Origin of the sequence: Sphingomonas xinjiangensis, from assembly GCF_014199255.1 — a bacterium.
In the GTDB taxonomy this organism is placed as follows: Bacteria; Pseudomonadota; Alphaproteobacteria; order Sphingomonadales; family Sphingomonadaceae; genus Sphingomonas; species Sphingomonas xinjiangensis.
In genome coordinates this window covers 1-18,246 of sequence record NZ_JACIJF010000003.1, presented here as the reverse complement: position 1 = coordinate 18,246, position 18,246 = coordinate 1, and the positions used below count along the sequence as shown (strand labels likewise).

The 18,246-nt window shown below is 64.7% G+C and carries 15 protein-coding genes and 1 pseudogene; 6 read left to right on the top strand and 10 right to left on the bottom strand.

Annotated features, from left to right (window positions below; all coding sequences use genetic code 11):
- The first annotated feature begins 81 nt into the window (after window positions 1-81).
- Window positions 82-894: an FAD binding domain-containing protein gene (locus FHT02_RS05780; protein ID WP_184085498.1), complete on the top strand. Its 813-nt coding sequence runs from the start codon at window positions 82-84 to the stop codon at window positions 892-894.
- A 206-nt stretch (window positions 895-1,100) separates the two neighbouring features.
- On the top strand, window positions 1,101-1,427 hold the full coding sequence (locus FHT02_RS05775; protein WP_184086234.1) for a hypothetical protein: 327 nt from the start codon (window positions 1,101-1,103) through the stop codon (window positions 1,425-1,427).
- A 136-nt stretch (window positions 1,428-1,563) separates the two neighbouring features.
- Here FHT02_RS05775 and FHT02_RS05770 read toward each other — a convergent pair whose 3' ends face one another.
- Both FHT02_RS05770 and FHT02_RS05765 read right to left on the bottom strand, forming a co-directional pair.
- The gene (locus tag FHT02_RS05770; protein ID WP_184085496.1) at window positions 1,564-2,268 is read right to left on the bottom strand and encodes a helix-turn-helix transcriptional regulator; all 705 of its coding nucleotides are present in this window, start codon (window positions 2,266-2,268) and stop codon (window positions 1,564-1,566) included.
- Window positions 2,269-2,381: 113 nt separating this feature from the next.
- The gene (locus FHT02_RS05765) at window positions 2,382-2,984 is read right to left on the bottom strand and encodes a glutathione S-transferase C-terminal domain-containing protein (RefSeq protein ID WP_184085494.1); all 603 of its coding nucleotides are present in this window, start codon (window positions 2,982-2,984) and stop codon (window positions 2,382-2,384) included.
- Between the two features lie 290 nt (window positions 2,985-3,274).
- Between FHT02_RS05765 and FHT02_RS05760 the strand changes: the two are divergent.
- Window positions 3,275-4,238: pseudogene (locus tag FHT02_RS05760) on the top strand (IS110 family RNA-guided transposase).
- 293 nt (window positions 4,239-4,531) lie between these two features.
- On the opposite strand, the gene FHT02_RS05755 reads toward FHT02_RS05760, so the two are convergent.
- The 7 genes from FHT02_RS05755 to FHT02_RS05725 form a co-directional block, all read right to left on the bottom strand.
- Window positions 4,532-5,068, bottom strand: a complete 537-nt coding sequence (locus FHT02_RS05755) for a tyrosine-type recombinase/integrase (protein ID WP_184085492.1) — start codon at window positions 5,066-5,068, stop codon at window positions 4,532-4,534.
- Window positions 5,069-5,420: 352 nt separating this feature from the next.
- Window positions 5,421-6,329 (bottom strand): SDR family NAD(P)-dependent oxidoreductase, encoded by a 909-nt coding sequence (locus FHT02_RS05750; protein WP_184085490.1) that lies wholly within the window; start codon window positions 6,327-6,329, stop codon window positions 5,421-5,423.
- A 70-nt stretch (window positions 6,330-6,399) separates the two neighbouring features.
- The gene (locus FHT02_RS05745) at window positions 6,400-7,017 is read right to left on the bottom strand and encodes a TetR/AcrR family transcriptional regulator (RefSeq protein ID WP_221239345.1); all 618 of its coding nucleotides are present in this window, start codon (window positions 7,015-7,017) and stop codon (window positions 6,400-6,402) included.
- A gap of 111 nt (window positions 7,018-7,128) precedes the next feature.
- On the bottom strand, window positions 7,129-8,718 hold the full coding sequence (locus FHT02_RS05740) for an AMP-binding protein (RefSeq protein WP_184085486.1): 1,590 nt from the start codon (window positions 8,716-8,718) through the stop codon (window positions 7,129-7,131).
- Window positions 8,715-10,343 (bottom strand): carboxylesterase/lipase family protein, encoded by a 1,629-nt coding sequence (locus FHT02_RS05735; protein ID WP_184085484.1) that lies wholly within the window; start codon window positions 10,341-10,343, stop codon window positions 8,715-8,717. Before FHT02_RS05735 ends, FHT02_RS05740 begins: the two co-directional genes overlap by 4 nt.
- Window positions 10,340-11,656 carry a spinster family MFS transporter gene (locus tag FHT02_RS05730; RefSeq protein WP_184085482.1) on the bottom strand — a complete coding sequence of 439 codons (1,317 nt, stop codon included), beginning with the start codon at window positions 11,654-11,656 and terminating at the stop codon, window positions 10,340-10,342. The genes FHT02_RS05735 and FHT02_RS05730 overlap by 4 nt, the downstream gene beginning before the upstream one ends.
- 3 nt (window positions 11,657-11,659) lie before the next feature.
- Window positions 11,660-14,017 carry a TonB-dependent receptor gene (locus FHT02_RS05725; protein ID WP_184085480.1) on the bottom strand — a complete coding sequence of 786 codons (2,358 nt, stop codon included), beginning with the start codon at window positions 14,015-14,017 and terminating at the stop codon, window positions 11,660-11,662.
- A 598-nt stretch (window positions 14,018-14,615) separates the two neighbouring features.
- On the opposite strand from FHT02_RS05725, the gene FHT02_RS05720 reads away from it, so the two are divergent.
- Window positions 14,616-14,987, top strand: coding sequence for a cupin domain-containing protein (locus tag FHT02_RS05720; protein ID WP_184085478.1), 372 nt, complete (start codon window positions 14,616-14,618; stop codon window positions 14,985-14,987).
- 147 nt (window positions 14,988-15,134) lie between these two features.
- Here FHT02_RS05720 and FHT02_RS05715 read toward each other — a convergent pair whose 3' ends face one another.
- A complete protein-coding gene (locus FHT02_RS05715) occupies window positions 15,135-16,049 on the bottom strand; it encodes a LysR family transcriptional regulator (protein WP_184085476.1) in 915 nt (304 codons plus the stop codon).
- 87 nt (window positions 16,050-16,136) lie between these two features.
- On the opposite strand from FHT02_RS05715, the gene FHT02_RS05710 reads away from it, so the two are divergent.
- On the top strand, window positions 16,137-17,171 hold the full coding sequence (locus FHT02_RS05710) for an aldo/keto reductase (protein ID WP_184085474.1): 1,035 nt from the start codon (window positions 16,137-16,139) through the stop codon (window positions 17,169-17,171).
- A 10-nt stretch (window positions 17,172-17,181) separates the two neighbouring features.
- Window positions 17,182-18,168 carry an MFS transporter gene (locus FHT02_RS05705; RefSeq protein WP_184085472.1) on the top strand — a complete coding sequence of 329 codons (987 nt, stop codon included), beginning with the start codon at window positions 17,182-17,184 and terminating at the stop codon, window positions 18,166-18,168.
- The last annotated feature ends 78 nt before the right edge of the window (window positions 18,169-18,246 follow it).

Below are 18,246 nucleotides of genomic sequence, written 5' to 3'. Positions count from 1 at the left end.
TGATCTAGGCGTCAAAGTTGCCGGGGACACGATGCTCGTAAAGATGGAGCTTCAGCAAGCGCCAAGTGCGCGCGGCCTCAGATGCAGGTTTCCTGGGATCACCTCTATGTCGCCGTTCGCATGCTGATCGCCGACGAGGGCTATCATCTTGGCCAGGCGGCCGTGGCTGCCGGCCAGGATGCCCGAGCGGCGTGGCTGGAGCTCGGTGACGGCAAGCGTGTCGAGGCGGACTTGGTGATCGGTGCCGACGGCATCGGTTCGGCGGTGCGCAAGACGATGCTGCCGGGCGATCCGGGGCCGACCTATACCGGCTATTTCGCGTGGCGCGCCCTCGTGCCCGAACAGCTTCTGCCGCCCTCGGCGGCCGACATTCTGTCCGATCGCTTCGCCTTCTTTCACATGCCCGGCGGGCAGGCGCTCGGTTACACCGTGGCCGGCGCGCAGGGCGAATTGGAGCCTGGCGAGCGCCGCTACAACGCGGTCTGGTACCGCAGGACCGTGGATCTCGCGCGGACGCTCACCGACAAGGAGGGGCGCACACACCCTTTCTCGCTTGCCCCTGGCCGGGTGTCCGCACAGGCAAAGGACGCGCTGATCGCAGCGGCGCGCCAGTTGCTGCCCGCCGCGTTTGCCGACGTTTTCGCAGCCGAATCACAGCCCTTTGCCCAGGCGATCTTCGACATGGAAGCACCGCGGATGGCCGATGGACGTCTCGCGTTGATTGGGGATGCCGCGTTTGTCGCGCGGCCGCACACGGCGATGGGCGTCCCCAAGGCTGCAGGAGATGCCATGGTGCTGGCGCTGGCGGTCGAGCGGGGATGGACGCCCGAGGCGCGCGCGGCGTTCGAGGCTGACCGCATGCAGGCGGGGAGGGCCATCGTCGGCTTCAAATAAGCTTTCGCGGTTGGCGGCAACCGGCAGCAGGTACAGCTGTGATCCGCAATCCCGCCAGCCTTTTCAGACCGACCTGCCAAACTGCGTCACCCGTCAAGTCTGCCATTCTGAGCTAGAGACTAACCCCGTCCAGGCTGACCTGAGGATGCTGTGCATGGGCCGACAACCTCGAACCTGTGCCTTGGCAATGTTGGCGTGCTAGAGTTATCCATAGGTCGAACTCCCGAAGCAATGCAGGCACCATCGATGTCGATGGCGTTATATATGACTGGCACCTCCATCGCGAACCGCATCTGTCGGATGACGAAGGTTGGAAGGGAATGACGATTTGCCTTCTCCAGCGGGATGCTAAGCGCGAGGCATTGCTGGAATTCCCACCGCCCAAGCGGCTGTTGAAGGGGTTGCCGCACGGCCGTCTCCAACTCGATGACGCGACGATTACACGATGCGCGCGCGCCGCTATTTCGGCTGGCTGGGAGCCGATGTCGCGCGGCAAGCCGATGGTGTTCACGGTCGACGCCGAAGGCAATTGAGGCGCCCGACGCGGATGCGGACCGAGATTGTCGCGGGCATAGTTACTCGAATTGAAAGCTGAACGTACGGCAGAAGTCGAGGAGCGGCCTGAGACCTCTTAGTGTCCGGAAGTGGGTCTGCTCAGGCCTGGCGGTTTTAGGTAGCCTCTGGATCGCGCTGCTGGTTGATCATCGCCAGCCAGCGCCGCCGGAGCGTGGCGCGGCGTTCCGGGTAGCGCTCTTCCCGATAGTCGATCGCCGACAGCCGATCGGTGCGGAACATCCGAAAGTCGTCGCGCAACTCGCACCAAGCGATCAGCATCCGAACCCGGTCCATGTAGCCGACCAGAAAGGGCCACACGGTGCGCTCCGTTTCGCGGCCCGCTTGGTCGGCGTAGCGGATGTGCAGCTTGCGCCCCTGCAGGCTCCAGGCGCGCAAGCGGGCCACGTCCACCCCTGCGTCGAGCCGTTCGCTCCAGCGGGGTGGGGTGATCACCGCCGGGTCCTCGATCTGGTCTCGCAACCGTTCGGGTACGATGGCGGCGACCTTGGCGAGCACGTCGGCAGCGGCGCGGGCGAGCCCCTCGTCGGCGTGGACCAGCACCCATTGCGCGCCGAGCACCACCGCCTCTACCTCGTCCGAGGTCAGCATCAGCGGCGGCATGTCGAAGCCGCGCTCGAGCACGTAGCCGATCCCTGCCTCGCCGCGGATCGGCACGCGCTGCGCGACCAGCGCGGCGATGTCGCGGTACACCGACCGCCGGCTGGTCTCCAGCTCCGCCGCGATCGCGTCCGCGGTGAGCGGTCCGGATGTGCGGCGGAGGATCTGGACGATTTCGAACAGGCGGTCGGCACGGCGCATGGGGAATACCTACAGCCCCGCCACCAAGGGCGCGACTGCCGCCGAATGGCCGACCGCGAGCAGCGCGGCCGCCGCTAGGAAGCCTGTCCCACTCAGCCAGCCGTCGCGCCGGGTCACGCCGCCTGATCCACCGGTGCCGCGTCGCGCGCCATGGCACGGGCGAACGCCGGCCTGGCGGCGAGGCGCGCCAGGTAGGCGGGAAGCGGACCATCCATCGGCGAAATGTCACGCGCCCACCCCAGCGTGCCACCCAGCATCACGTCTGCGGCGCTGAAACGCTCGCCTAGAAGATACGGACCATTCGCAAGGGCATCATCAAGCCGCCGTAGTGCTGCTACGAACGGGGCGGGCGTGGGCGAACCGGCACCGGCCGCCAAGCGGCCGAAGATGGCGGGGCCAAACTCGCCCTCGATCCAGCTGATCCAGGTGAGAAACGCACCACGGTCGCAATCACCGGTTTGCGGAGCTAGTTGGGCGTCGGGCAGGAGATCGGCGAGGTAGGTCGCCACCGCCGCGCTTTCCGTAACCAGCGCTTCGTCATGTAGCAGGGCGGGCACCTTCTTGTCGGCGTGCGGGTTGGCCGGGTCGGGTCCGTCGCCACTGCCGTCCATGTAGCGGATCGTAACGTAGCGCAGGTTGAAGGGCGCACCCAGCTCCTCGAGCAGCCAGAGTATCCGGGTGGAGCGTGAACGGGGGGCGTGGAACAGCGTCAGCACTATGTGATCTCCTGCGGCCCGATCGGCCGTCGAGGGACTGCGTAGAGAGGGGCTGTTGCCAGCATGCTGGCAGCAGCGAACTGCCATGAGGCGAAATCGCTTCGGCCAAGGCAAGTCGCTTCAAGACGCCGCTCGTCCGCACTCAGGCGACTGAGCTATCCTGAACATGGGGTAATCGCGGGAGCGAGCTACCTCGATCAGCGATGGTGCGGAGGGTGGCTGTTCCCCGATAGATGAAGGTGCCGGCTCACGACTTGCAGCCGGGCCCATACATCGGACGGAGAACAGCCATGGATGAATATATCGGACTCGACGTCTCGCTGAAAGACACTGCGGTATCTATTCGACGCGGCGGCAAGCGGATCTGGCGTGGCAAGTGTGCGTCCGACCCGCAGCTGCTCGCGGCATTGATCCGCAAGCATGCGCCTGCCGCGAAGCGGGTGGTGTTCGAGACCGGGCCGCTGTCGGTCTGGTTCTTTCATGCGCTCACTGCGGAGGGGGTGCCGGCGATCTGCACCGATGCGCGTCATGCCAAGGCTGCGCTCGACATGACAGCCAACAAGACGGACGCCAACGATGCCGACGGCCTTGCTCATCTGGCCGAGGTGGGGTTCTACAAGGAAGTGCGGGTCAAGAGCTTCGACAACATGCTTGCCCGCACACTGGCTGATGAAGACGTTTGGCCTCATCGTTCCGGCTGTCATGGGCACCAGGTTCGAGCACAAGGTGGGAGAGCTGCTCACCGGCAACGCCGAACCGGCCCAGATCATTCGGCCACTGCTCGAGGCATGGCATGCAGTACGACTTCGCGCTGCGGAGCTCGGACGCAAGCTGCTGGCCGACGCACGACGCAGCGAGGCTTGCCAGTTGCTTATGACTATTCCCGGGGTAGGCGTCGTAACTGCGACTTCCTTCATTACCGCGATCGAGGACCCGACGAACTTCAAACATTCACGATCGGTAGGTGCCTGGGTGGGTCTGACGACGCGGCGCTACCAGTCTGGCGAGATCGACTATGACGGGCATATCTCCCGGCGCGGCGACAGTCATCTGCGCGGGCTGCTCTATGAGGCCGCGACCGTACTTCTCACCCGTAGCAGGTCAGAATGCGATCTGTGTAAATGGGGGCTGCAGCTGCGCGAGCGCCTCGGCTTCAAACGTGCAGCGGTTGCCGTCGCCCGAAAGCTCGCCGTCATCATGCACGCGATGCTGAGCACGGGCGAGCCGTTTAGAGGCGCGCACGTTACAGACTGATCTACCCAGCTCGTCAGCGTCGCAAGGCGCACGAGACGTCCTGCCGGGACGTGGGCTGGCTCATTCCGCGCCATTCGTTGCGCCCCCCGGGCTACTGCCCTTCGGAGTGCGTCCTGAACCTTGGAAGAGCTACCCACGAAGCCCCATCATGCGGCGGCACATGCCGACCGCGAAGACGACCATGCTCCCGGCAACGGCATCTCAGAAATTCCTTGCAACCGACGCGATTAGACGACGAACGGCGGCTTTCCGGAGGCATACTCAGCGTCGGCTTCTGGGTCAAACCAGCTCGATCAAACTTCAGTTCGCTCCGACAGCTCCAAGGCGTCTTCGACATCAACTCCAAGGTAGCGCACGGTGCTCTCTATCTTGGCATGACCGAGTAGAATCTGCACCGCGCGCAGGTTGCCCGGTGCCTTGTAGATAATCGACGCTTTAGTGCGTCGAAGGGAACGGGTGCCGTACTTTTCGGCATGAAGTCCGATGCCGGTGATCCACTCGCGAACCAAGCGGGCATACTGCCTGGTGCTCATGTGAGCCATGTAGTCGTTGCGCGATGGAAAGACGAAGTCGTTCAGCCCGCCGCCGCGGCGCTCCAGCCAAGCGAGCAGGGTTTTGCGGGCGGGGTCGACGAGCTCGAACTGCACGGGTCGTTTGGTTTTCTGCTGCACCATGATCGCGCGATCCCGAATGCGGCCGCCTACAACGATGTCACCGATGCGAACCTTGACCACATCGCAACCGCGCAGCTTGCTGTCGATCGCGAAGTCGAACCCTTCGTTCCAAGGACGAAGATCTTCGACAGCTGGATCTAACGAGGAGTGTCCCATCGTTTGTCTCCAAAGTGCCCAGAGAGCGCTGCAGGAAACATGGGGAGGGTAAATTGGCCGTTTGCATCGTTGGTTTGCCGGATGCCGGTAACGGACGGGTGGAATCGGGAAGTAAACAGGTAGCGAGCGGCCGGGTTTCGGTCTTTGCGACTGCGGAGCCCGCGGGCTTGCGCCAAGTCTCTCTCGTTCAGCGCCATCTGCAAATACCCAAGAACGGATCGTCGTTCAGGGCGCAACAGGATGAGACTACGGCCGCTCGCGGCATTTGGGCAGCGCCCCGTCGCAGCGTTCAGGCTGTAGCTGCCGGACGCTCGTCCTTCTGCTAGATGCCGTGCGCCGAACCAGAAAAGGCCTACCCACCTTGTGGCATCAGCGCAGGATTCGGCAGCTCAACACTAGATCCTGCACTCGCCAACTCGCGATCAGCCTGAAAGAAGCCGTAGGTCGGCACCATCTCGCCGTCCCGCGCGCTGATGCCTTCCCAGCGCTCCATCAGGCGTTCGCCAGCATCTGCGCCGTTGCCGATATAGAGGCCTTTGGTGAGTGTGACGTTGGCCCGTGCAAAGTGTCCGGCGCCTGCGCACAGGATTGCACGGGTCGGTGCCGTTTCGCCGACAAGTGCGAGCAGGGCAGGGCTCACCAGGGACGGGTCGAGGAGCGTTAGGCTTCCGTCGGACAGAACGCCGTGGGTCATCTGCGTCGCGGCAGTGGGTGCCAGGGCGTTGACGTGGATGCCGTACTTTTCGCCTTCGATGGCGAGCGTCTGCATGAGGCCTACGAGTGCCATCTTAGCGGCGCCATAATTTGCCTGACCGAAATTCCCGTAAAGCCCGGACGACGAGGTGGTCATGACGATGCGGCCGTGACGCTGCGTGCGCATAGTCTCCCACACGGCTTTTGAGCAGATCGCGGCGCCCATGAGGTGGACGTCCACCACCTGCCGGAACTCGTCCATGGTCATGTTGGCAAAGCTCTTGTCGCGCAGAATGCCAGCGTTGTTGATCAGGATGTCTACGCTGCCCCAGCGATCGAGGGCGGCAGCCACTATCTCGTCGACGCGGACTTCATCGGTTACCGAGGCGGCGGCGGGCATCGCCTGTCCACCTGCCGCCTCGATCTCGGCTGCGACCCGAGCGGAACTTTCTTCGGAGACGTCGTTGACGACCAGCTTCGCGCCCTTGCTGGCGAGATAGAGGGCATGCGCGCGTCCGAGACCTCCGCCTGCGCCTGTGACGATCGCTACCCGGCCTGCCAATTCCATCAACGGTTCCTCTCCTTGTTTTAAGGGAGTGTATCGGAAAACATGTTCACTAACAAGATAGTGAACATAATCAGATGCGCCGGCAGATGTTGAGAAAGCCGGCCGCCATGAAGGAGGCCATGCGCTCCTTGACCGCGACAAAGTCGTCGGACTTGCACAGGCCGTGGGAGAGTTTGTCGATGCGCCCGGTGCGGGCAAGGGTGAGCATCAAGGCGCCCGTCACGAAGTGATAGCCCCAGAAGATGTCCTGTTCCGCGCAATCTGGCAGGGCCTTTTTGAGGAGCGCGATCAGCCGCAGCACGACCGGATCGAAATGCTCGTCCATCAACTCGGCGCCCCATTCGGGCGTGTTGGCGACCTGCGCGCCAAGTGCGGCATAGTTCTTCCAGGCCTCTCCTCCCTCGATGTACAGGTCGAGATCAGTGTCGAGAAAGGCGCGCAGCGCACCTTCCACGGTGGGAGCATCGCCGCAGAGCGCCTCATAATCGTCGAGCGCCTGCATCCGCCGCTCGCTGGTCACCACCGCCCGTCTGGCGAACACCGCCTGAAACAGCTTGTTCTTGTCCTCGAAATAATAGTTCAGCAGCGTGTGGTGCACGCCCACGCGCTTGGCGACGTCCTTCAATGTGACGCCGTAGAGCCCATGTTTGGAAAAGAGATACTCGGCGGAATCGAGGATCTGTTCCATGGTTTCGGCGCGCTGCTCGGCTTTTTTGGTCCGTCGCGCGGGTTTGACATTCTCTTGCACGCGAATGTTCTTCGGTCCTGCGCGCGCGGGCGTCAAGCCGCGCGGACAGGCTCACGCATGCGCGTATTGCGAGCGCAAGCGGACCTTGTCGATCTTCCCCGTCGGCGCCAGCGGCATGCTCGGCAGGCGGACCACGGCGTCCGGGATCCACCACGGCGCGACACGTCCGCGAAGCGAGGCGAGCAGCGTCTCGTCGCTCACATCCTGCTCGGCGCGCACCTCGACTAGCAAGAGCGGGCGCTCGCCCCATTTCGCGTCCGGTTTTCCGATCACGGCAGCGAGCGAAACTTGCGGAAGCGCGCCGACGACCGCCTCTATCTCGGCGGGGTTGATCCACTCGCCGCCCGACTTGATGAGGTCCTTGGCTCGGCCGGTGATGATCAGGTTGCCATCGGCTTCGATGCAGGCCAAGTCGCCGGTGGCGAACCAACCCTCGGCATCGGTGGCGCTTTCGTCATGACCGAAATAGCGTTCGATCACGGCGGCGCCGCGCACGTGCAGATGCCCCTCTGCTTCACGTTGATCGGGTAGCGGCCGCCCATCGGCATCGGTGAGGCGCAGATCCACCCCGATCGCCGGCTTGCCCGAGTAAGCGGCAGAACGTTGCGGGTCGGCGGGCAACGCGACAGTGCCCGAGGGCGACAGTTCGGTCATGCCCCAACTGGTTTGCACGGTGACACCCAGGCGCTGTTCGATCCGCTCCATCAGGGCAGGCGGCAGCGGCGCGCCGCCGACGATGATGCGTTTGAGCGAGGGCAGGGTGCCCCCGGTCGCCTCGAGATGTTCGGCGACCCCGAGCCAGACGGTGGGAACGCCGACGCCCACGGTCACGCCTTCCGATGCGATCAGCCGTGCCAGACTGGCGCCGTCATTATAGCGACCGGGCAACACCAGCTTGCCGCCCGCGGCCGGCAGCGCGAAAGGCAGGCCCCAGGCGTTGGCATGGAACATCGGCACCACCGCGAGAACCGCGTCGCCCCGCGATATTGCCATGACGTCGACCTGAAGCAGGCGCAGGGTGTGGAGGAAGCCGGAGCGGTGGGTATAGGTCACCCCCTTGGGAGCACCGGTGGTGCCCGAGGTGAAGCAGAGGCCCGAAGGTGCCGTTTCCGGGAAGCCGCCCCAGGCGATGTCCGATCGTGCCGTGGCGATCATTGGAGCCAGCGCGGTTACCATGACGGGCGTCGTGGTGCCGGACGTGCCCGCGTCGCCGTCGATCAAGAGGATCTGTTCGACCGGGGCGCCTTCCTGGATGATCCGCAGGGCGAGCGGCAGCAGGTCGGCGCTGGCGATCAGCAGTCTCGCCTGCGACTGGCTGAGCATGGCGGCGAGTTGCGACGCCGTAAGCCGAGGGTTGAGCGTGTGGCAGACCGCACCCATGCCCATGACGCCGTACCACGCCTCGACATGCGCCTGGCTGTTCCAGGCGAGCGTCGCCACCCGGTCGCCGAACCGCGTGCCGAGCCCGTTGAGAACCGAGGAAACCGCCAGCGCCCGCGTCCGCAGCTCGGCATAGCCAATCCGCTGGCTTGCGCCGTCTTCGCACCCCGTGACGACCTGAGCCTGCGGGTGCCATTTGGCGGCGTGATCCAGGAACTTGTCGAGGGTGAGCGGAAAGTCCTGCATGCTCCCGTCGATCATCGGCAGCCGTCCGTCTTCTTGAGCACGGGCGAGGCGATGCCGGTGTTCCAGTTCCAAGGCTGATCGCCGCCGGCGCGGCGACGGCAGACCGCCGCCTCGTGCAGCGCGAACATGCCGGGGAACAGTTTGGTGCCGGGGCGCGGCGCCTGGGCGAAGGCCATGTAACGCCCGTCCTTGCCATAGGGCTGCCATGCCGGCTGGCCGCCCGCCATGGGCGTGCCGGACTTCGCGAAGGACGACCAATAGCCCATCATCGCGTCGGACAGCCGCCGCTCGGCGGGCGTGTCCGGAACCTTGGGCCATAGCGCGGGGGTGCGGCCGGCGGTGCCGAAGACATAGGGAATTTCCGAAGCGTGGAAGGCGTGCAGCCCGTTGTCGTCGGTGGCCGGATAGCCATGGTCGAACAGGTAGAGATAGCCACGCTGGCCGATCGCGGTCTGGCCGATGGCGAGGCGCGTCGAGGTCCAACCATATAGCGCGTCGCGGGTGGTCGCGAGCATGCTCTCGCCGATCGCGTTCGCCGGGTAGAGGCGCAGGAACGCGTCCGCGAGATCTCCATAACGGGCGCGGATCGCCGCTTCATAAGCGGCGGCGCCGGCGGGGGCGGGGGGCAGGAGCATCCGTAGCGAGCGGATCTCGCCGCTGTTGAAGCCGGCCAGTATCGGTACCGGCGCCTGTTCGCCGCGATCCCAGGTATCGACCAGCTGCCGCGGCAGGATCTTGGCGTCCACCGTGCCCCATGGGCCGTACCCCTTGGCCGCTGCGTCGGTGGTCAGCTTTTCCGCGTCCATCGCCCGCAGGCCGGCAAGGTCGGCGGCGCCGAGTGCGGTCATGGCCTGCGTGCCGGCCGCTTCGGCCGAAGGCGTGCCGTTGCGCGCTGTCTTCAGTTCTGGCGCGGAAATCATATAAGCGCTCTGGGCGATCGCCCGCTGAAACAGGCCGCGCGCCCGCGGGCTCGCCATCAGGTACATCACGCTCAGCCCGCCGGCGGATTCGCCCGCGACCGTGACGTTGGTGGCATCGCCGCCGAACGCGCCAATATTGTCCTTCACCCAGCGCAGCGCCGCGATCTGGTCGAGCAGGCCGTAATTGCCCGAGATGCCTTCGGCGGACTCCGCGCTGAGGCCGGGATGTGCGAGGTAGCCGAGGATGCCCAGCCGATAGTTGATCGAGACGACGATCATGCCGCGCGCGGCCATGCGCGCGCCGTCGTACATCCCCTCATGGCTGTAGCCGGAGACGAGCGCGCCGCCATGGATCCAGACGAACACCGGCAGCTTGCCCGCGTTCTTGGGCGCCCAGATGTTGAGCGTCACGCAGTCCTCGCTCATCCGCTCGGGCGGGTTGGTGTAGATACCGGCGATCTTAGGGCGCGGCTGGACGCAGGCGGGGCCGAAGCTGGTAGCCTTGCGGACGCCTTGCCAGGCCGGCAGCGGCGTCGGCGCCTGCCAGCGCTTCGCGCCTACCGGCGGCTGGGCATAGGGGATACCCTTGAACAGCCGGAGCGTGCCTTCGGCGCTGCCCTCCAGCCTTCCCGCCGGTGCATCGACTATCGGCGATTGCGCCAGTGCGGGGCTGGCGGCGAGGAGGCATGCCGCGAGCGCGGCAGAGGGAAGCTGTTTCATGCGGGAACCTGGACCGGGTTGGGCCCCTCGCGGCGCAGCAGCCGCGCGAGCCAGAGGAAGAGCGCGATGGCGAGGAGATAGAAGGGGGTGAGCGTGTAGAGGGCCGATTGCAGGCCATGGGCGTCGCCATGCGCCCTGAACCAGTCGCTTGCCTGGCCGACCCAGGTGGGGCCCAGGCCCAGGCCGATGAAGTTCATGACGAGCAGCAGCAGCGCGCCCGAGAGCACGCGCTGGTTGGGTTTCACTTCCTCCTGCACCAAAGCGACCGAGGCCGAGAGGTAGAAGTAATTGAAGGTCATCACGACCGCGAGCAGCACCAGCGCGAGCGGCCAGCTCGACGCCCAGACGAAGGCGATGTAGAAAGGCATGGCGACTGCCAGCGAGGCAGCCGGGGCGATCGCATAGCCCGCACGCGACGTGCGCGTCATGCGATCGATCACGCGGCCCGAGATCACCATCCCGCCGCCCATGCCGAGCAGCAGCACCAGCGCATACCAGATCGCCACTTCGCCCAGCACCATCCCTTTTTCGCGCATCAGGAACAGCACGGCAAAATTGCCAAGGCCGTAGGTGACGAATTGCGTTGCGCCGCTGCCGAGCGCCGCGAGCATCAGGATCGGGTGCGTCACGAACATCCGCACGGTGGGCCAGAACGCCGCCTTGCCTAGGCCGGTGCCGGTCTGCACCGGATCGAGTGCGCCGCGCGCGGGCTCGCGGATGAACAGCCAGATCAGCACGGCGGTGACGATGCCGACGATGCCGATGACGATGAACGGCATGCGCCAGTCGAACGCATCCGCGATCGCCGCACCGAACGCGACGCCGATCGCGGCGCCGATCGCCGGCCCCAGGTTGAAGATGCCGATCGCGGCGGCGCGCTTGCCGGGCGGATAGGTGTCGGTGATGATCGCGTAGGAGGGCGGAACGCCGCCGGCTTCCCCGAAGCCGACGGCCATGCGCGCCACGACGAGCTGGGAATAGCTTCCCGCCAGTCCGCACGCCGTGGTCGCGCCGCTCCAGATCGCGCAAGCGAGCGACAGCACGTTCACGCGGTTGGTGCGGTCGGCGAACCAGCCCACCGGGATCGCAATGAAGCAATAGAACATCGCGAAATAGAGCCCGCCGATCAGCCCGAGCTGTCCGTCGGTGACTCCGAGCGAATCCTGGATCGGCTTGGCGAGGATGCCGAGCAGCTGCCGGTCGAGGAAGTTCAGGACATAGACGAAGGTGAGCGCCGCCAGCACCAACCAGGGGTGCCGGGCAGGTGCCGCCGCCGGCTCAGGCACATCAGCGGATACAGCGGAGGCGGCCATCGATCAGAGCCCGTAGCCGAGGCGGATGCCGATCGTGCGCGGCCGCAGGGTGCCGAACCGGCTGACCAGGAACGCCTCGGGGTGGATGTAGATCACCGAATGATCGTCGAAGACGTTCTCGATATAGAGCTGCGCCGATATCGGCCCGCGCTTCATGCCGAAGCTGACATTGGTGTTCACATATTCGTCGGTCTCGCCAAAGGTCGACAGCGGCACATTGGGGAGCCCCGGCGTGTTCGGGAACGAGCTGTTGTACGACCCAACATATTGCGCGTTCACCGCTAGCGTGCCCTTGGTACCCCTCCCCAGGTCGAACCCATAGGACAGGAACATCGAACCCTGGAGCCGCGGCGCGGAGAGGCGGTGGCCGAGCACCGCACCCGAGATCGCCGCTTCCTCGACGCTCAGCTTGGTGATCTTGGCGTCGTTATACGCGGCGTTGAAGCCGATGAAGACGTCCTTGGCCGGGATGATCCCCATCTCGACTTCGAAGCCCTTGCTCTGCGCGGCGCCGATATTGGTGGCGAACTGGACCGAGTCCGAGACGCGGTTGGCCTGCGCCTGGATGTTGCTCCAGTCGATCAGATAGGCTGCGGCGTTGATCGTCAGGAGGCCGTTCAGGAAGCGGGCCTTGGCGCCGACTTCGTAGCTCTTCAGGTCGTCCGACTCCGCGCCATAGGGAATGGTGATGTCGTTCGGATCGACCAGGCTGGGACGCCCGGCGAACGCGTTGACGATCGGCGCGCGGAAGCCGGTGGAGAAGGTGGCGTAGGTGGTCAGCGACTGCGTCGGCTTGTAGCTGACGCTGGCCTTCCACGAGGGCTTGGTGCCCGATGCCTTGACGCCTTCCACGGCTGCATAGGGCGTGAAGCGGTTGAACGCGACGTTGCGGACATTGCCCAGCGCCAGCGAGAAATAGTTGAGGTCCAGGCCGCCAAAGCCGGGTGCCGGCGGGATGTTGTACGACGCCAGATATCCGCCCTCCTCGGTGAATCCCTGCGCCGAGGTGCGGCCATAGCGCATGCCGCCGGTCACCCAGAACTTGTCGGAAAAACGATAGGTCAGCTCGCCGAAGCCGGCGAGTTCCTTGCTGATCTGGTGGGTATATTGCTTCTGGTAATATTGGTCGGGAAGCCCGGTAAGGCCGCGCGCCGCCAAGAAGGGGAGCGAGGAGCGGTAGAAATAGTCCACGTCGCGGCGGCGATGGAGGTAGAAGCCGCCGACCACGAACTGGAGCGGGCCGTCGAGGCTCGAGGCGAGGCGGGTCTCCTGGACGAACACCTTGTCATAGGCGTTGGCATCGAGCCCGAAGGCGATGGGCGCACCGGCATACGCCCCGGCGGGGAAGGTACCGGCCAGGTCGAGCCAGAAGCGCTGGTCGAAATCCGAATAGGTCGACGAGCTGGTCAGCGTCGCGAAATCGGCCTGGTATTCGAGCGTGGCGTTGAGGATCGTCTGCTTCCCGGTGAAGCGGTCGGGCTGGTCCGAGACGCGCTTCTCGCGGCCAAGCGAGGGGCTGGTGAGCGAGGAGTCGGCGGGGTCGCTGTTCTCGTACGAGCCGAGCAGGCGGATCGAGAGGCGGTCAGTGGGCTTCCACAAAGCGAGCGCGCGGCCGCCATAGTCCTTAAGCGTGTTCGAGTTGTGGACGCCGGTGCCGACGTTGTCGAGATAGCCTTCCTCGTTGCGGTAGAAGCCGACCGCGCGGACCGCGAGCTTGTCGGTGACCACGGGGATGTTGAGCATCGCATTGTAGCGCTGGCGGAAGCTGTTCGATCCGGTGAGGCCCAGGTCGACGAGCACGGAGGTGTTGAAGTCGTTGAGATCGGGGCTCTTGGTGAGGATGCGCATCGCGCCCGAGAGCGAGCCCGAGCCGAATAGCGTCCCCTGCGGCCCGCGCAGGAACTCGACGCGCTCGACGTCGAACAGGTTCGGGTCGACGACGGTGGTGTTGCCGATCGTGGAGATCGGCAGCTCGTCCATATAAACCGCCACCGAGCTTTGCAGGTTGGCGTTGTAGCCGTTGGTGGCGATGCCGCGTGCGGTGAAGTTGTTGAAGTTCTGGGTGGGACGGTTGAGCACGACGCCTGGCGTCTCGCGGGCGATCCCCTCGAACCCAACGATGCCCTTTTGCGTCAGCTCTTCCTGCTGGAAGGCGGTGACGCTGACCGGCACGTCTTGGATGCGTTCTTCGCGGCGCGTGGCTGTGACGACGATTTCGTTCTGCCCGGACGGGGCATCAGCATCTTGTGGGGCCGAGGGGCTGAGTTGCTCCGCGCTGCTCGCTGGCTCGGTCTGCGCTGCCGAAGGCGAAACGCCGCCCACCGCGACGACATAGGCCGACGCGAGAAGATATGCCCGCATGCTTTCTCTCCATGTATGCCGATCATCTGCTCGCCGGCTTGCGTGAAGATTGCAGCGGAGGCGCCGCCTTGTCAACGTTCACTAACGCGAGCGTGAACGTTTGTAGCACTCGTATTGCGGCGTTTTACCCCAGTTGGCCGGTGCAACAGGTGCGACGCTGGCGCCTCCGTGCGCTCGCTTTAGTGTCGACTCTGATGCAATCACTTCATGAGGTTCAAAACCGCCTCTTGCCAACTTTTAGGTCGGTTGTTCCGCAACCGTTTAGGCTGGCGCCCCATTCTAATTTTAAGAAGCTTCAGCCAAGCCGTACCGAGGCCTGGAAGATGAACTGCTGCTGGTTCTGGGAAGACGTCCCCAACTGGGTCTCGATGTTAGACCCGGGCGGCTGTGACGCCGTCGCTTGCTTCGATGTTGGTCGAGCCGGCCCAAACATATGGGCCCATTCAAGCGGACGCTTTATACCCTTATGAGTGTCCCGCAGCGAACCCGGCCGGACCTTTCGAAGTGACCCATCGTTGAGATCGCGAGCCGGGCAGGAGCATCCATGCTTCAGCCGCCCATCGTGAGGCGGTGTCCGCTGCAATCGAGGAGATGCGCTGTGGCCGTATTCAACAAGGACATGATCGAGCTCGCGACCAAGAACAAGAACTTCCAAAAGGAGGTATACTACGACGAAAACTGTCAGGTCGTTCTGATGAGCATCGAGCCAGGCCAGGATATTGGTGAGGAAACGCACGACGCGGATCAGAGCACCTTCTTCGTTTCGGGCGAGGGGCAGGCGATAGTTGATGGGAGCCGCACCAAGGTCACGGCAAACCACATGGTCATCATCCCTAAAGGCGCAAAGCACAACATTATCAACAAGGGCGAAGAGCCACTCAAGCTGTTCACCATCTACTCGCCACCGGCCGAGGAGCAGGGCATCAGCCACAAGACGAAGGAGGAGGCCGAGGCTGCTGAAGCGGAGTGACATGATGTCAACAGTGGTTTCCAAGCCACCGAGGTACCCGGCCTGCCAGAGCAATCTGGCGGGCCGAGACGCTGTCTCTCTCCAGCCTTAGCTCGTCCAGTTTAGAGAGCCAGCATGCCTATTCACAGCTAATTACAGATGTGGCGCCTAAGCGCTGCCGCGAAGGTTGGCCGCTAGGAAGTCCACGAACGCTCTGACCCTTGCGGGCGTGTTCGGGCCGCCGACAAAGACCGCATGGATCTGCTCGACATCGCCAGGGTTGAAGTCTTCGAGCAGGGGCAGGAGACGTCCTGCTGCGATTTCCTCGGTAACGCTGAACCTGCCTACGCGGGCGATGCCGACCCCGAGCGCCGCGAGTTGCCCCAAAGTCTCGCCGTTGTTCGCTTCGATGCTTCCCTTCACCAACAGGGTGAAGTCCTGACCTTTTCGCCGGAAAGGCCACACCGGCTCCGCGCGGCGAAAGTTGAAGTTGAGGCAGTTGTGGCCATGAAGATCCTCGGGCTGCTCAGGCGTGCCGTGTGTCGCCAGATATTCCGGTGACGCGACGATGACGCGTCCGGTCTCGCCCAGCTTGCGCGCAGTAAGCGAGCTGTCGGAGAGGGGGCCAAAGCGGATCGCGACATCGGCCTGGCCCGCGGCGATATCCACCAGCGTGTCTGTCAGTGCCATGTCGATCAGGATGTCGGGATATTGCGCGGCGAACGTGCCGAGCAACGGCACGACGCACAGCCGCCCATGGGAGAGCGCAGCACTGACCCGGAGACGGCCGCGCGGACTTCCTTGGTCGGCGATCTGCTGCTCGGCATCGTCCAGATCCGCGAGAATGCGACGGGCAGCCAGGAGATATGCCTGCCCCTCGGCCGTCAACGTCAAGGCGCGCGTCGAGCGAAGCACGAGGCGCACGCCCAGCCGCTCCTCGATGCGATCGACCGCCCGCGCGACGGCAGAAGGACTCATTTCCAAGGCGCGCGCGGCGGACGAGAAGCTGCCTTGCTCCACGACCGTGGCAAACAGCGCGAGTGAGCGCGCCCGATCGCTTCCGCCCGCCACCTTTGCGTTCAATGCACACATCCTCTGCGTTCGAGGTCGCTAGTGCGGTGCTCTCTCGTGCCTCATCTATGCGCGTAGCTGACAAATCAAGGACGGATCATGGAATATCGGCAACTCGGCGCTTCAGGCCTTCGTGTCCCCGCGCTTAGCTTCGGTACCGGCACCTTTGGCGGCAAGGGCCCGCTGTTCAGTGCATGGGGTCAGAGCGATTCCGCCGAGGCGCGCCGGCTAATCGACGTGTGCCTGGACGGCGGCGTGACGCTGTTCGACACCGCTGACGTGTATTCGAACGGCGCGTCCGAGGAGGTATTGGGGCAGGCGATCCGGGGCAGGCGCGACGCGGTGCTGATCTCGACCAAGACCGGCCTGCCGATGGGCGATGGGCCGCAGGACTGGGGTGCGTCGCGGACGCGGTTGGTGCGCGCGGTCGAGGATGCGCTGCGACGGCTCGGCACCGATTATATCGACCTGCTGCAGCTTCACGCCTTCGACGCGTCGACGCCGACCGAAGAGCTGATGGGTACGCTTGCGACGCTGATCGCGGCGGGGAAGGTGCGCTATGCTGGCGTGTCCAACTATCCCGGCTGGCAGCTGATGAAGGCGCAGGGCCTGGCCGAGCGGCACGGCCTGCCGCGCCTCGTCGCGCACCAAGTCTACTATTCACTGATCGGCCGCGCCTATGAGGCGGACCTGATGCCGCTCGCGGCCGATCAGGGGGTGGGCGCACTGGTGTGGAGCCCGCTAGGCTGGGGGCGGCTCACGGGCAAGATCGGCCGTGACCGGCCGGTGCCGGAAGGCAGCCGCCTTCACGAGACAGAGCAGTTCGCGCCGCCAGTCGAGCCTGAGCACCTCTACCGGGTCATCGATGCTCTGGAGGCGGTCGCGGCCGAAACGGGGAAGACCGTTCCGCAGGTTGCAATCAACTGGCTCCTTTGGCGCCCGACCGTGTCATCGGTGATCATCGGCGCCCGCAACGAAGAACAACTGCGGCAGAATCTCGGCGCGGTGGGCTGGGCACTTACGCCTGAGCAGGTCTCAACGCTGGACAAGGTCAGCAGCGTGCTGCCGCCTTATCCGCATACGCCCTACCGCCAGCAGGAGGGCTTTGCTCGTCTTGCTCCGGCACTTGTTTGAGGTCACGGCCATGAAGAACAACCTCGGCCTCCTGGCTCTCGCGGTCGGCGCGTTCGGCATCGGCGTCACCGAGTTCGCACCGATGGGGTTGCTCCCGGTGATCGCGAAGGACCTCGAAGTGACCGTTCCGGCCGCCGGACTCCTCATCAGTGCCTATGCGCTGGGTGTGGTAGTCGGCGCACCGCTGATGACGCTGACGACTGGGCGCGTGCCGCGTCGCACGTTGCTGATCGGGCTGGCGGGCATCTTCACTGTGGGCAATCTGCTGGCGGCGATTTCGACTGGCTATTGGATGCTGCTGGTTGCCCGCTTGCTCACGTCCTTCAATCATGGCGCGTTCTTCGGCATCGGGTCGGTGGTTGCAGCCAGCCTGGTGGCTCCGGAGCGGCGAGCAAGCGCGGTCGCGGCGATGTTCATGGGGCTCACGATCGCCAATGTCATCGGCGTGCCGCTGGCTACCTGGGCGGGCGAGCACCTCGGCTGGCGTGCCGCTTTCTGGGGTATCGCCGCGCTCGGCGTCGCAACCATGGCTTCTCTGCGGCTCACGCTGCCCCGTCTGCCTGCACCTCAGGCCAGCAATGCCCTTGCCGAGTGGCGCGTGCTGAGGCGCGGGGCAGTGCTCGGCGCATTAGCCCTGACCGTGGTGGGATCGAGCGCGATGTTCACAGTCTTCACCTACATCGCACCAATCTTGCGAGAGGCGACGCATGCATCGCTGGGTTTCGTCACTGCGACGCTCGTGATTTATGGTCTGGGCCTGACGGCGGGTAACTGGCTGGGCGGACGCTTCGCCGATCGCTCCGTCGACCGCACGCTCATCGTGACGCTGGCCTCGCTGTCAGTGATCCTGATCGCCTTTGCCGCTTTGATGCCGCATGCGGCGCCAAGCGCCGTTCTTATCTTCCTGTGGGGCGTGGCCAGCTTCGCATTGGTGCCGCCACTCCAGCTTCGCGTGATGACCGCTGCAGCCGATGCGCCTAATACCAACCTGCATTGATCAGAACCGACATGCCCACTGGCGCCGGCCGATGGTCATGATGCGCCAAGGCTGATCGACGAGCCTGTTCCAAGCCTC

What these genes read in the sequence shown, in the direction of transcription:
- FHT02_RS05740 (WP_184085486.1), bottom strand. Translation starts at nt 8,718, where the DNA reads ATGATCGACGGGAGCATGCAGGACTTTCCGCTCACCCTCGACAAGTTC.
- FHT02_RS05730 (WP_184085482.1), bottom strand. Translation starts at nt 11,656, where the DNA reads ATGGCCGCCTCCGCTGTATCCGCTGATGTGCCTGAGCCGGCGGCGGCA.
- FHT02_RS05750 (WP_184085490.1), bottom strand. Translation starts at nt 6,329, where the DNA reads ATGGAATTGGCAGGCCGGGTAGCGATCGTCACAGGCGCAGGCGGAGGT.
- FHT02_RS05770 (WP_184085496.1), bottom strand. Translation starts at nt 2,268, where the DNA reads ATGCGCCGTGCCGACCGCCTGTTCGAAATCGTCCAGATCCTCCGCCGC.
- FHT02_RS05725 (WP_184085480.1), bottom strand. Translation starts at nt 14,017, where the DNA reads ATGCGGGCATATCTTCTCGCGTCGGCCTATGTCGTCGCGGTGGGCGGC.
- FHT02_RS05705 (WP_184085472.1), top strand. Translation starts at nt 17,182, where the DNA reads ATGAAGAACAACCTCGGCCTCCTGGCTCTCGCGGTCGGCGCGTTCGGC.
- FHT02_RS05745 (WP_221239345.1), bottom strand. Translation starts at nt 7,017, where the DNA reads ATGGAACAGATCCTCGATTCCGCCGAGTATCTCTTTTCCAAACATGGG.
- FHT02_RS05735 (WP_184085484.1), bottom strand. Translation starts at nt 10,343, where the DNA reads ATGAAACAGCTTCCCTCTGCCGCGCTCGCGGCATGCCTCCTCGCCGCC.
- FHT02_RS05780 (WP_184085498.1), top strand. Translation starts at nt 82, where the DNA reads ATGCAGGTTTCCTGGGATCACCTCTATGTCGCCGTTCGCATGCTGATC.
- FHT02_RS05755 (WP_184085492.1), bottom strand. Translation starts at nt 5,068, where the DNA reads ATGGGACACTCCTCGTTAGATCCAGCTGTCGAAGATCTTCGTCCTTGG.
- FHT02_RS05710 (WP_184085474.1), top strand. Translation starts at nt 16,137, where the DNA reads ATGGAATATCGGCAACTCGGCGCTTCAGGCCTTCGTGTCCCCGCGCTT.